The following is a 12,712-nucleotide window of genomic DNA, read 5'->3' on the forward strand; positions in this document are numbered from 1 at the left end:
CGCGTGCCGTACTTGGCTCAGGTCGGGTCCAGGCCGTGGCTGCGGAGCCAGGGCAGGGGGTCGATCGCCGCGCCGCCGCCGGGCCGGACCTCGAAGTGGAGGTGCGGGCCGGTGGAGTTGCCGGAGTTGCCGGAGTAGGCGATGACGTCGCCCGCCTTGACCTTGCCGGACCGGATCTTGGTGCTGCTGAGGTGGCAGTACCAGGTCTCGGTGCCGTCGGGCGAGGTCACTATGGCCATGTTGCCGTACGCGCTGTTCCACTGCGTGCGCACGGTGCCGTCGGTGGCGGACATGACCGGGGTGCCGTACGAGACCGGGAAGTCGATGCCGGTGTGCACGGACATCCACATGCCGCCGGCCTGGCCGAAGCTGGCGCTGAGGCCGTGCTGTTCGACCGGGATCGCGAACTTGGGGCGGGCCGCTTCCTTGGCCGCCTCCTCCTCCGCCTTCCGCTTCTTCTCGTCTTCCTGGCGCTGGCGCAGGTCGATGCGTTCCTGCGTGCGGCTCGCGCGGTCCGCGAAGTCGCCCGCGTCGGCGCTGAGCGCCGTCAGCTGGGTGTCGAGCTTGCTGTTCGCCGCGACGGGCTTCACCGATGCCGGGTCGGGCGCGGCCATCGTGGTGGTGTCCTCGGCGGGCTTGTCCGCGGCGGTGAGTCCGCCGACGGAGGCGGCCGCCACACCGGCGACGCCCATCACGCAGGCGGAGGGAACGGCCACGGTCAGCAGGGCGGAACGCTTCGCCGGGGTGCGGCGCCGGGAGGTGGCGGCAGCGGCGGGCGCCGACTTCGTCTTGGCACCGGCACGGCGCGAGGCGCGGGGCGCGGGCGCGGCGTCCGGGGTGACGGGCATGGCCTGGGTGGGCAGGTCGTGCACGGGATCGGCCGCGAGGTCGAGGTCGAGGTCCAGGTCGAAGTCGGGACCGAAGTCCGACTCGGGGCTTTCGGCGCTTTCGGGGCTCGCGGCGCCCTCGGTGTCGAGGACTTCGAAGACGGCGGTCTCGCTGTAGACGCCGGGGGCCGGGGCCTCGTAGGTGTAAGCCGCCTCTTGGTGGTGCTGCTGCTGCTCGTGCTGCTGCTGGTACTCGTACTGGTGGTGGTCGTACGAGAAGGTCTGGGTCTGCTGCTCGTGCTGCGGGACCGTGTTCCAGGCGGTGGCGTCGTACGCACCGGTCTCGGTGCCCGTGGTGCCGTAACCCGGCATCGCCCACTGCCCGGTCTGCTCGTAGCCGAGGGTGGTGGCGGCGGCCTGGTAGTCGGTGCCGGCGCTCTGCTGGTTCCAGGCGCTCGCGTCCCACTGCCCGGTCCCGGCGTCCTCGGGGACGCCACCCTGGGTGGGGATCGTCGACAGGTAGCCGCCGTCCTGCGCGTAACCGTCCTGCGCGGACCAGGCGGTGGAGTCGTACGCACCGGTCTCGTACGAGGGGTAGGCGGAGGCGTAGTCATACCCCTGGCCCTGCGTTTCGTAGGAAACGTAGGCCGAGTCACCAGCGAAAGTGGTGTTGGAAAGGCCGTCGTACCCGGAATCGGGGTACAGGCCCGACGAGGGGCGGTCGTTCACCAACTTCTCTTTCGCCTCGGCAGTGGGGGGCCTGGGTGGCCAGGGAACGGGAGGTTCCTTGGGGAGAGCAGTGGCGCGACTGTACCCGGCGGTTACTGGCAACGACAATCTTCCAGGGGTTTCGAGCTTTGCGGAACCGGGCATTCGGCCGTCTTTCGGTCGTGGCAAGGCCGAGCCTTGGCCTTGAGTTCGAAATCCGTTCGAGTTTCGGTGGGTTGGCGTTCACGCGACGGAAGCGGCGTCTCCGAGGCTCGTGAGGGCGGCCTGACCGGGCCCGTCGAGGGCGCGCCGGACCGCTGCCGTGACGGCGGGATGCGCGGGCAGGGCGAGGTGCCCGATGCCCGTGACCTGCACGTTCTCCGCGTGGAGGTCCGGGTGCTCGATACGGGCCGTCTCGGTCGGGTCCATCAGCTCGTCGAACTCGCTCCAGAACGCCACGCATCGGGTCCGGCAGCCGGGCGCTGGCGCCCGCAGCTCGGCGATCACCTCGGAGTCCGGGCGTATCTGCCGGATCAGCGGGTGGGCGTTCATGAAGGGAGCGACCCGCGTACCGGAATGCGGGGTGCCGAGCGTGACGAGCGTGCGGACGCGGGCCTCGCCGCCGAGGCGCTGGACGTAGTACCGCCCGACCAGCCCGCCCAGACTGTGCCCGACCAGGTCCACCCGCTCCTGCCCGGTGCGCTCGCACAGCTCCTCCACGCGCCGGGCGAGGTGGCGGGCGGTGACGCGCAGATCGAGCGTGAAGGGGGAGTAGTTGTACGTCTCCACGTGCCGCCGCCCGCCCGCGGCGAGGGTGCGGCGCAACAGGACGAAGACGGACCGGTTGTCGGTGAACCCGTGCAGCAGGAGCGCGGGCGGCCGCCCGAGCTCATTTCCCTGGGTCCCGGCGGGCTTCTCGGACCGTATCCCGGTCGGGTAGAGCAGCAGGTGGCCGCCGAGGACCACTGCCTCCAGCACGCCCGCCCGCAGTGCGGCCCCGGAAACGGGTACGGGTATGGACACCCCCATCGACGGCCCCCCTCAGCCCTCTGGGACGGCGCCTTCGGAATGGGCCTTTGGGCCGCGGCCGGCCGCGCCACCGTGCCGTGCGGCTGTCGGTACGGTGGCGCGGCGCCCCCGGTGCGGCTCCCCTGGCGGTGAATCAACGCCGTCCCACGTGTGATTTCCCCCTCCTGGTTGACCGTGAAACGGGGGTGTGCGCGATGCTGTACTTAACGTTCGTTCACTCGGGAGGCAGTGCGATGGGTGTGACCGGTCCGATCCGTGTGGTGGTGGCAAAGCCGGGTCTCGACGGCCACGACCGCGGGGCCAAGGTGATCGCGCGTGCGCTGCGGGACGCGGGTATGGAGGTCATCTACACGGGCCTCCACCAGACCCCCGAGCAGATCGTGGACACCGCCATCCAGGAAGACGCCGACGCGATCGGGCTCTCGATCCTCTCGGGCGCCCACAACACGCTGTTCGCGCGCGTCCTGGAACTCCTCAAGGAGCGTGAGGCGGAGGACATCAAGGTCTTCGGCGGCGGCATCATCCCGGAGGACGACATCGCCCCGCTGAAGGCCAAGGGCGTGGCCGAGATCTTCACCCCCGGCGCGACGACGACATCGATCGTCGACTGGGTCCGCACCCACGTCCGCACCGCGTAGCCCCCGACGCCCGGCCCGCCGACCCCGCCCGGGTCGCCGGGCCGTCGGGTCGTGGGCCGTTGTCGGCGGTCAGGCGGGAGCGAGTTCCGAGAGCATCGTGGCGCGCAGGCGCAGGGTGGCGACCAGGCGCTGGAAGGCCTCGGCCCAGTACGCGGCGGCGCCGGAAGAGGCCTCCGCCGGGTCGGCGAAGCCGGAGCCCCGCGCCACCACCGCCTCCAGGCGCTCCGCCTCCGCCGGATCCAGGCAGCGCTCGGCCAGTCCCATCACCCCGCTGAAGCTCCACGGGTAGCTGCCCGCCTCCCGCGCGGCGTCCAGCGCGTCCACCACCGCCCGCCCCAGCGTCCCCGCCCACGGCACCAGGCACACCCCGAGCAGCTGGAAGGCCTCCGAAAGGCCGTGGGCCCGTATGAACTCCGCGACCCACTCCGCCCGTTCTCCGTCCGGCAGGACCGACAGCAGCTTCGCCCGCTCCGCGAGCGACGCCGTGCCCGGGGCCGTCGCGGGCGGCGCCGAAGCCGAGCCGAGCAGCGCCTTCGACCACGCAGGATCACGCTGGCGCACCGCCGCCCGGCACCATGCCGCGTGCAGCTCCTCCCGCCAGCTCTCGCCCTCGGCCGCCGGCAGTGCCACGATCTGCGCCGGGCCGAGCCCCCCGAACCGCTCCCGCCAGCAGGACAGCGGCGCCGCCTCCACCAACTGGCCCAGCCACCAGGCCCGTTCCCCCCGCCCGGCGGGCGGCCGTTCGACCACTCCGTCACGGAGCATCCCCGCATCGCACTCGGCCGGCGGAGTCACCCCCTGCGGCCCCACGCAGGCCAGCGCCCGCTCCGCCATCCGCCCGGCCAGCGCCGACTCGGGCAGCGCGGACAGCAACTCGGCGGCCGTCGCCCGGACGTTGCGGCTCCGGTCGCCCAGGGCCGCCTCCAGGAACGGCTCGTCCTCTCCCGCCAGCCCCACCCGCAGCGAGTCGAGGAACATCAGCCGGTCCTCGGCCCGCTCGGTGGCCCAGGTCGTCGACAGCAGTCGCGTCGCGGCTGACGCCTCGTGTGCGCGTACGGCGCCCAGGAGGGCCACGCGCTCCGCGAACAGCCCCTCCTGCCAAAGCCGTTCCACCCCCGCCCGGTCCGCGGGATCGGGCAGTTCCCCGGCGCCGCCCGCCCCGCCGCGCAGGGCGAACCGCCAGTCCGGATTCAGCCGGGCCAGCCACAGCCCCCGCGCCCCGGTCAGGGCCAATGCCGGGGCGCGCAGGTCCGTACGGGCCCGCGCCGCGTCCAGCAGCGCCGGCACCAGCGCGTGCGGCGCCCGGTAGCCGTGCCGCCCGGCGGCGGCCAGCCACTGCGGCAGCAGCTCCATCAGGTCCGGGGCGGCCCCGCGGCGCCCGCCGCCGCTGCCCGCGCCGGTCCGGCCGGCCAGCAGCTGGGCGAGCCGCCGCCGGGCCGCGGCCGGGGGAGCCGGCCGCGGATCCCGCGGCGCGGGCTCCGGCCGCGGCCCCGCCTCGGCGGGCCGCAGCCCGGCCCGCCGCCGTAGGGTCTGCACCGCCGCCGCGTCGAGCAGCGCCGCCGGACTCCCCTTGCGCCGCGCGGTCCCCAGCACCGCGACCCCGACCAACTCCTCCCACTCCCCGTAACCGTCCCCCGCACCCGCGCCCGGTGTCGTCCCCGTCGTGGTCACCGTGCCCCTCCCTCTCGTCGTGCAGTGCTCCGGTCCCGCCCCCTCCGCGGGACCGGAGCGGATTTCGTGCCCCGTCGGTCGACCCTTCAGCTTGCGTGGTTGTCGTTCACAAAAGCCCCCCGGCTTCGTCGTTCGTGCACGTCAGCGCCCCCGCGCCAACGCTCCCTCCCCTACTGGGCCGTGTCTTTCGGCTCCGGCCCCCCGGCCCCGTCACTCCAGGGCGACCGGTTCCGGGCAGCCCGGATGCCACGCCGTCAACGGAGTGAATCCGCGGTGTCCGCATTCGCCGAACACCGTGACCGGGCCGCCGCCCGAGAGCGCGGCCAGCTGCCACAGCCCGGACCGCGACCCGCCGCCGGCCGGAGTGACCGGCAGTGCGGAGGTGCCCTCCGCATCCGCCAGCTGCCAGCCCAGTTCCCCCGGTATCGGGATCACCGGGCCCAGCACCACCGGCCACGCGTCGAGCCACGGGTCCTCCCGCAGCGCCGCCCCGTACGCCTCCAGTGCCGCCCCCGTACCGACCCCGGCCGGGGCCCGGCCCGGTGCGGCCGCCGCGGACCTCTCCCCGAGATCCGCCCGCAGCCCCGCCGTACCGGGCCGGAAGCGGGCTTCCGCCTCCACCGCCAGCCCCACGGGCAGCGCCAGAGCCGGAGGCCGCCCCGGCGGTCCGAAGTCCAGTACCAGGGCCGGGCGCCCGCTCCCCAGCCCGTGCAGCCACGTCCGGCGGGTGGTGAGCCTGCCGTCCGGTGACACCGAGTCGTACTGGGCCAGCACCAGCCAGCGGTCCCGTACGACCTCCCCCTCCGCGGCGGTACCCGGTAGCCCCACCCTGCTCCGGACCGTCGCGGCGAGCGGCTCCGGCAGGCCCGCCAAACCGAGCCAACCCCGGTTCAGCAGGTGCAGCAGCGCGCCCTCCTCCAGCATCCGGGCGGGCCATCCGGGACCGCAACTGGGTATCGTCCCCAACTCCCGTACCCGCGCCGCCAGTCCCGGTGCCTGGGCGTCGACCATCCGCGCCGCGGTCTCCTCCCAGGGCCCGTACCCGGCCTGCTGCTGGCCGGCCAGGCCGCTGCGCAGTACGTCCTCCAGCCGCTGCTCCAGCTCGGTGACCCCCGCGCCGATCCGGGCCGCCCTCCGTTCGGCCCGGCGCTTCGCCGCCTCCTCGTCCGCCGGTCTGCCCGGCGCCGCCGCCGGGCGCGCGGCCTTCGACGCCCGCCCCGCCTCCCGCCCCGCCGACCACTCGGCCGCCCATTCCGGCACCTCGCCGCTCTCGGCGACCCCCTCCGCCGCCCGGAGCAGCAGCAGCCCGAGCGCGTGCTTGCACGGGAACTTCCGGCTCGGGCAGGAGCACGTGTACGCGGGGCCCTTCAGGTCCACGACCGTCCGGTACGGCGTGCTGCCGCTGCCCTTGCACAGACCCCACACCAAACCGGAAGCGGAACCTCCGGTAAGCGACCACGGACCCGCCCTGCCCAGCTTGGCCCCCGCCTTGCGTGACGCATCGTCAGGAGCCAGAGCCAGTACCTGTTCCGCCGTCCGGCGGACCCCCTGCTCAGTCATGTGTTCCACCGTAGAGACCCCCACTGACAATCGCCCTGACCTGCAACGACGTTATGAGGAAGGGGCGTTGTCAGTGGCGTGGTGCACGGTTGTTCCAGCGGTCGGGAACGGCTGCCGAGCATTGGAGGGGGACCATGACCATGCCCGAGAACGACAAGGGCGCGGACGCGCTGCGACCGCACGCCGAAGACACCTTCGCGGAGGAACTGAAAGCCCTCGCGGCCGCCGACGAAAGGCCCCGCCCGACGCGCTGGAAGCTCTCCCCGTGGGCCGTCGCGACCTACCTCCTGGGCGGCACCCTCGAAGACGGCACCGTCATCACGCCCAAGTACGTCGGGCCGCGCCGCATCGTCGAGGTCGCCGTCACCACCCTCGCCACCGACCGCGCCCTGCTCCTGCTCGGCGTCCCCGGCACCGCCAAGACCTGGGTGTCCGAGCACCTGGCCGCCGCCGTCAGCGGAGACTCCACCCTCCTCGTCCAGGGCACCGCCGGCACCCCCGAGGAGGCCATCCGGTACGGCTGGAACTACGCCCGACTCCTCGCCCACGGGCCCGGCCGCGAGGCCCTCGTACCGAGCCCCGTCATGCGTGCCATGGCCGAGGGCTCGACCGCCCGCGTCGAGGAGCTCACCCGCATCCCGGCCGACGTCCAGGACAGCCTCATCACCGTCCTGTCCGAGAAGACGCTCCCGATACCGGAGCTCGGCCAGGAGGTGCAGGCCGTGCGCGGCTTCAACCTCATCGCCACCGCGAACGACCGCGACCGCGGGGTCAACGAGCTCTCCAGTGCGCTGCGCCGCCGCTTCAACACCGTCGTGCTGCCGCTGCCCGCCACCGCCGACGCCGAGGTCGACATCGTCGCCCGCCGCGTCGACCAGATGGGCCGCGCCCTCGACCTGCCGGCCGTGCCCGAGGGGCTGGAGGAGATCCGCCGCGTCGTCACCGTCTTCCGCGAGCTGCGCGACGGGGTCACCGCCGACGGGCGTACGAAGGTGAAGTCGCCGAGCGGCACGCTGTCCACCGCCGAGGCCATATCGGTCGTCACCGGAGGCCTGGCGCTGGCCGCCCACTTCGGGGACGGCGTCCTGCGCCCGTCCGACGTGGCCGCCGGGATCCTCGGCGCCGTGGTCCGGGATCCGGCCGCCGACCAGGTCGTCTGGCAGGAGTACCTGGAGGCCGTGGTGCGCGAGCGGGACGGCTGGAAGGACTTCTACCGCGCCTGCCGGGAGGTGACGGCATGAGCGGGCCGGCCGCCGGGCGGCGGGAGCCGCTGCTGCTGGGCGTACGGCACCACGGGCCGGGCTCGGCCCGTGCGGTGCGGGCCGCCCTGGACGCGGCCCGTCCGGCGGCCGTGCTGATCGAGGGTCCGCCGGAGGGGGACGCGCTGCTTCCGCTGGCCGCCGATCCCGGGATGCGGCCGCCCGTCGCCCTGCTCGCGCACGCCGCCGATGATCCGGGCAGGGCCGCGTTCTGGCCGCTGGCCGCGTTCTCGCCGGAGTGGGTCGCCATCCGCTGGGCGCAGGAGCAGGAGGTACCGGTTCCGGTCCGGTTCATCGACCTCCCGGCCGCCCACACGCTGGCCGCGCGGACCGGCACCGACCCGGACGGGGCCGACTCCGTACGGCTGGATCCGCTCGCGGCGCTGGCCGAGACCGCCGGGTACGACGACCCCGAGCGCTGGTGGGAGGACGTGGTCGAGCACCGCGGCCCGGGGGCGGCGGATCCGCTCGGCGCGTTCGAGGCGCTCGGGGAGGCCATGGGGGCCCTGCGCGAGGCGTACGGGGACGGCGGCCACGCCCGGGACCGGGTGCGCGAGGCGTACATGCGGCAGCGGATGCGGGCCGCCCGCCGGGAGTTCGGTGACGGGTACGCCGTGGTGTGCGGGGCCTGGCACGTGCCGGCGCTGGGCGCGAGGACCACGGCGGCCGCGGACAAGGCGCTGCTGACCGGGCTCCCCAAGGTCAAGGTGGAGACCGCCTGGGTCCCTTGGACCCACCGGCGGCTCGCCCGGGCCGGCGGGTACGGCGCGGGCATCACCTCGCCCGGCTGGTACGCGCACCTGTTCGCGGCCCGGGACCGGCCGGTGGAGCGGTGGCTGACCAAGGTCGCCGGGCTGCTCCGGGAGGAGGACCGGCAGGTCTCGCCGGCGCACGTCATCGAGGCGGTCCGGCTGGCCGGGACGCTGGCCGCGATGCGGGGAAGACCCCTGCCCGGTCTGACGGAGACGCTGGAGGCGGTCCGGGCGGTGATGTGCGACGGCTCCGACGTACCGCTCGCGCTGATCGAGGACCGCCTGGTCGTCGGGGACGTGCTCGGCGAGGTCCCCGACGGGGCGCCCGTGGTCCCGTTGCAGCGGGACCTGACCCGGCAGCAGCGCTCGCTGCGGCTCAAGGCCGAGGCGCGGGAGCGCGAGCTGGAGCTCGACCTGCGCAAGGACACCGACGCGGCGAAGTCCGTACTGCTGCACCGGCTGCGGCTGCTCGGCATCGACTGGGGCGCGCCGGCGGCCTCGCGGGGGAGCACGGGGACCTTCCGCGAGACGTGGCGGCTGCGGTGGGAGCCGGAGCTGTCGGTGCGGGTCGCCGAGGCCGGGATCTGGGGTACGACCGTCGTGGCGGCCGCCACCGCCAAGGCCGAGGCGGACGCGGCCGGGGCGGCCGAGCTCGGCGAGGTGACGGCGCTGGCCGAGCGGTGCCTGCTGGCCGGGCTGTCCGGGGCACTGCCCGCCGTACTGCGGGCCCTCGCGGACCGGGCCGCCCTGGACACCGACGTGGCGCGTCTCGCCAAGGCCCTGCCGGCGCTGGCCCGTTCGCTGCGGTACGGGGACGTACGGGGGACGGACGCGTCGGCGCTGGCCACCGTCGCGGGCGGACTCGCGGAGCGGATCTGCGTGGCGCTGCCGCCGGCCTGCGCGGCGGGTCTGGACGCGGAGGCGGCCGCGGAACTGCGGGGCCATGTGGACGCCGTGCACGGCGCGATCGGGCTGCTGGACGAGGAGGGCCTGCGGGAGCGCTGGTCGGCGGTGCTGCGACTGCTGGCCGGCCGGGACAGGGTGCCGGGACTGATCCGCGGCCGGGCGGCCCGGCTCCTCCTGGACGACGGACGCCTGCCGGCCGACGAGACGGCCCGCCTGATGGGCCTGGCCCTGTCCCCGGCGGCGCCGCCGCCCGACGCGGCGGGCTGGATAGAGGGCTTCGCGCAGGACGGCACGCTCCTCGTCCACGACGAGAGGCTGCTGGCGCTGATCGACAGCTGGCTGGCCGGGGTCCCGGAGCAGGCCTTCACGGACGTACTCCCGCTGTTGCGGCGGACGTTCGGGGCGTACGAGCCCGGGGTCAGGAGGAGCCTGGGGGAGCTGGTCCGCCGGGGCCGCTCGCCGAAGCCCGCACCGGGCGGTGCCCCCGCGGGCTTCGCCCCCGCCTTGGACCCGTCGCGCGCGGACGCGGTCCTCCCGGTCCTCGCCCTCCTCCTCTCCGGCCCACCGGCATGACCGCCGCCGGGCCGGGGGCGGGCAGTGGACGGGCAACCGGCGGTGGAGACGAACAGCGGAAGCGGAAGGGGACGGGGAGATGACCGGTACAGGGGACTCGGCAGTGGCACACGCCTCCGCAGACGACCGGCTGCGGAGGTGGCGGATGGTGCTCGGCGGGGAGGAGGACGGGACCGGGTGCGTGCTCGGTGGGCGGGATGCCGCGATGGACACCGCGCTCTCGGCGCTCTACGGCAGAGGTGGAGGCGGAAGCGGGCAGCGCAGCGGGGGGCTCGGCGGCTCCGCGCCGCACGTGGCCCGCTGGCTCGGCGACATCCGTACGTACTTCCCGAGCTCCGTCGTCCAGATCATGCAGCGGGACGCCATCGAGCGGCTCGGCCTCGCCTCCCTCCTCCTGGAGCCCGAGATGCTGGAGGCCGTCGAGCCCGACGTACACCTCGTCGGCACCCTCCTCTCCCTCAACAAGGCCATGCCCGAGACCACCCGCGAAACGGCCCGCGCCGTCGTCCGCAAGGTGGTCGAGCAGCTGGAGCAGCGGCTCGCGTCCCGCACCCGGGCCACCCTCACCGGCGCCCTCGACCGCTCCGCCCGCACCAGCCGCCCCCGGCACGCGGACATCGACTGGGCCCGGACCATCCGGGCGAATCTGAGGAACTACCTGCCCGAGCACCGCACCGTCGTTCCCGAGCGGCTCGTCGGATACGGGCGCGCCGCCCGGGCGGTGAAGAAGGAGGTGATCCTCTGCATCGACCAGTCCGGCTCGATGGCGGCCTCCGTCGTCCACGCCTCCGTCTTCGGCGCGGTGCTCGCCTCGATGCGTTCGATCGCGACCCGGCTCGTCGTGTTCGACACCGCCGTCGTGGACTTGACGGATCAGCTGGCGGATCCGGTCGACGTTCTCTTCGGCACGCAGCTCGGCGGCGGCACCGACATCAACCGCGCCCTCGCCTACTGCCAGTCCAAGATCACCCGTCCCGCCGACACCGTCGTCGTCCTGATCAGTGATCTCTACGAGGGCGGCATACGCAACGAGATGCTGGGCCGCGTCGCGGAGATGAAGGCGTCCGGCGTCGAGTTCGTGACCCTGCTCGCACTGTCCGACGAGGGGGCTCCCGCCTACGACCGCGAACACGCCGCAGCCCTTGCGGCACTAGGGGTTCCGGCCTTCGCCTGCACCCCCGACCTGTTCCCGGACGTGATGGCCGCGGCCCTGGAGAAGCGCCCCCTGCCCGTCCCCTGACCCTCCCCCGGCCGGCCTGTCGATCCCCTTCCGCCGGGCCCCGCGCCCCGCCCCGTCACGCGGCCCCGATCTCTCCCGCGGCGGGGTCGCGATCCGTCCCCGCCGTGTGCCACCGCACCTGGCGGATCGCACGAACAACCAGCTCAACCGTGAGGGGATCTGTGACAGGTATCACCGCTCAGGTGTGATCTGCGATTTAGGGACCCACGTCCCACGGGGATAACCTGCGGGACGGACATGCCGCGTCCACGGTCACCGTGTGCGCCTCCCTAGTGACAGCGCCGTCACGTTGCCCTCCGCGGCACGCCCACGCAGACAACCGCGAATCACTGCGAATCTTTGAAGACAAGGGACGGACGCGCGTGGACCTGTTCGAGTACCAGGCGAGGGACCTCTTCGCCAAGCACGGTGTACCGGTGCTGGCCGGTGAAGTCATCGACACGCCTGAGGCGGCTCGCGAGGCCACCGAGCGGCTGGGCGGCAAGTCGGTCGTCAAGGCGCAGGTGAAGGTCGGCGGCCGCGGCAAGGCCGGCGGCGTCAAGCTCGCCGCCACCCCGGACGAGGCCGTCGCCCGCGCGACGGACATCCTGGGCATGGACATCAAGGGCCACACGGTCCACAAGGTGATGATCGCCGAGACCGCTCCCGAGATCCTCGAGGAGTACTACGTCTCGTACCTGCTGGACCGCACCAACCGCACCTTCCTGGCCATGGCCTCGGTCGCGGGCGGCATGGACATCGAGCAGGTCGCCGAGGAGACCCCGGAGAAGCTCGCCAAGGTCCCGGTGAACGCCAACGAGGGCGTGACCATCGAGAAGGCCCGCGAGATCGTCGCCCTGGCGCAGTTCCCGGCCGAGGTCGCGGAGAAGGTCGCCGAGGTCCTCGTGACCCTGTGGGACACCTTCATCGCCGAGGACGCGCTCCTCGTCGAGGTCAACCCGCTCGCGAAGGTCGCCTCCGGCGACGTCATCGCCCTCGACGGCAAGGTCTCGCTCGACGAGAACGCCGAGTTCCGCCAGCCGGGCCACGAGGAGTTCGTGGACCACGCGGCCGCGAACCCCCTTGAGGCCGCCGCCAAGGCGAAGAACCTCAACTACGTGAAGCTCGACGGCGAGGTCGGCATCATCGGCAACGGCGCGGGTCTCGTCATGAGCACCCTCGACGTCGTCGCGTACGCCGGTGAGAACCACGGCGGCGTCAAGCCCGCCAACTTCCTGGACATCGGCGGTGGCGCCTCCGCCGCCGTCATGGCCAACGGTCTCGAGATCATCCTCGGCGACCCGGACGTCAAGTCCGTCTTCGTCAACGTCTTCGGTGGCATCACCGCCTGTGACGAGGTCGCCAACGGCATCGTCCAGGCGCTCCAGCTGCTGAAGGACAAGGGCGAAGAGGTCACCAAGCCCCTCGTCGTCCGTCTCGACGGCAACAACGCCGAGCTGGGTCGCAAGATCCTCTCGGACGCCAACCACCCGCTGGTCCAGCGCGTGGACACCATGGACGGCGCGGCCGACAAGGCCGCCGAGCTCGCGGCTGCGAAGTAAGGGCAGAG

At 73.7% G+C, this 12,712-nt stretch carries 9 protein-coding genes; 5 read left to right on the forward strand and 4 right to left on the reverse strand.

What is annotated here, in order from left to right; genetic code table 11:
• Positions 1-17: 17 nt before the first annotated feature.
• A complete protein-coding gene (locus OG509_RS23135; RefSeq protein ID WP_406184363.1) occupies positions 18-1,556 on the reverse strand; it encodes a peptidoglycan DD-metalloendopeptidase family protein in 1,539 nt (512 codons plus the stop codon).
• 222 nt (positions 1,557-1,778) lie between these two features.
• Positions 1,779-2,564: an esterase/lipase family protein gene (locus OG509_RS23140; RefSeq protein WP_406184364.1), complete on the reverse strand. Its 786-nt coding sequence runs from the start codon at positions 2,562-2,564 to the stop codon at positions 1,779-1,781.
• Between the two features lie 233 nt (positions 2,565-2,797).
• On the opposite strand from OG509_RS23140, the gene OG509_RS23145 reads away from it, so the two are divergent.
• On the forward strand, positions 2,798-3,202 hold the full coding sequence (locus tag OG509_RS23145; protein WP_385582523.1) for a cobalamin B12-binding domain-containing protein: 405 nt from the start codon (positions 2,798-2,800) through the stop codon (positions 3,200-3,202).
• 69 nt (positions 3,203-3,271) lie between these two features.
• Here OG509_RS23145 and OG509_RS23150 read toward each other — a convergent pair whose 3' ends face one another.
• Positions 3,272-4,873 (reverse strand): DUF5691 domain-containing protein, encoded by a 1,602-nt coding sequence (locus OG509_RS23150; RefSeq protein WP_406184366.1) that lies wholly within the window; start codon positions 4,871-4,873, stop codon positions 3,272-3,274.
• 210 nt (positions 4,874-5,083) lie between these two features.
• The gene (locus OG509_RS23155) at positions 5,084-6,433 is read right to left on the reverse strand and encodes an SWIM zinc finger family protein (protein ID WP_406184367.1); all 1,350 of its coding nucleotides are present in this window, start codon (positions 6,431-6,433) and stop codon (positions 5,084-5,086) included.
• Between the two features lie 134 nt (positions 6,434-6,567).
• On the opposite strand from OG509_RS23155, the gene OG509_RS23160 reads away from it, so the two are divergent.
• The 4 genes from OG509_RS23160 (at position 6,568) to sucC (ending at position 12,704) form a co-directional block, all read left to right on the forward strand.
• Positions 6,568-7,674 (forward strand): AAA family ATPase, encoded by a 1,107-nt coding sequence (locus OG509_RS23160; RefSeq protein WP_406184368.1) that lies wholly within the window; start codon positions 6,568-6,570, stop codon positions 7,672-7,674.
• Positions 7,671-9,923, forward strand: a complete 2,253-nt coding sequence (locus OG509_RS23165; protein ID WP_406184370.1) for a DUF5682 family protein — start codon at positions 7,671-7,673, stop codon at positions 9,921-9,923. Before OG509_RS23160 ends, OG509_RS23165 begins: the two co-directional genes overlap by 4 nt.
• A 79-nt stretch (positions 9,924-10,002) precedes the next feature.
• The gene (locus OG509_RS23170; protein ID WP_406184372.1) at positions 10,003-11,163 is read left to right on the forward strand and encodes a VWA domain-containing protein; all 1,161 of its coding nucleotides are present in this window, start codon (positions 10,003-10,005) and stop codon (positions 11,161-11,163) included.
• Between the two features lie 362 nt (positions 11,164-11,525).
• A complete protein-coding gene (gene sucC, locus OG509_RS23175; RefSeq protein WP_030154827.1) occupies positions 11,526-12,704 on the forward strand; it encodes an ADP-forming succinate--CoA ligase subunit beta in 1,179 nt (392 codons plus the stop codon).
• The last annotated feature ends 8 nt before the right edge of the window (positions 12,705-12,712 follow it).

The organism is Streptomyces sp. NBC_01006 (assembly GCF_045162725.1).
In the GTDB taxonomy this organism is placed as follows: Bacteria; Actinomycetota; Actinomycetes; order Streptomycetales; family Streptomycetaceae; genus Streptomyces.

Coding starts and splice junctions, on each gene's coding strand:
- OG509_RS23140 (WP_406184364.1), bottom strand. CDS start 2,564: ATGGGGGTGTCCATACCCGTACCCGTTTCCGGGGCCGCACTGCGGGCG.
- OG509_RS23145 (WP_385582523.1), top strand. CDS start 2,798: ATGGGTGTGACCGGTCCGATCCGTGTGGTGGTGGCAAAGCCGGGTCTC.
- OG509_RS23155 (WP_406184367.1), bottom strand. CDS start 6,433: ATGACTGAGCAGGGGGTCCGCCGGACGGCGGAACAGGTACTGGCTCTG.
- OG509_RS23160 (WP_406184368.1), top strand. CDS start 6,568: ATGACCATGCCCGAGAACGACAAGGGCGCGGACGCGCTGCGACCGCAC.
- OG509_RS23165 (WP_406184370.1), top strand. CDS start 7,671: ATGAGCGGGCCGGCCGCCGGGCGGCGGGAGCCGCTGCTGCTGGGCGTA.
- OG509_RS23170 (WP_406184372.1), top strand. CDS start 10,003: ATGACCGGTACAGGGGACTCGGCAGTGGCACACGCCTCCGCAGACGAC.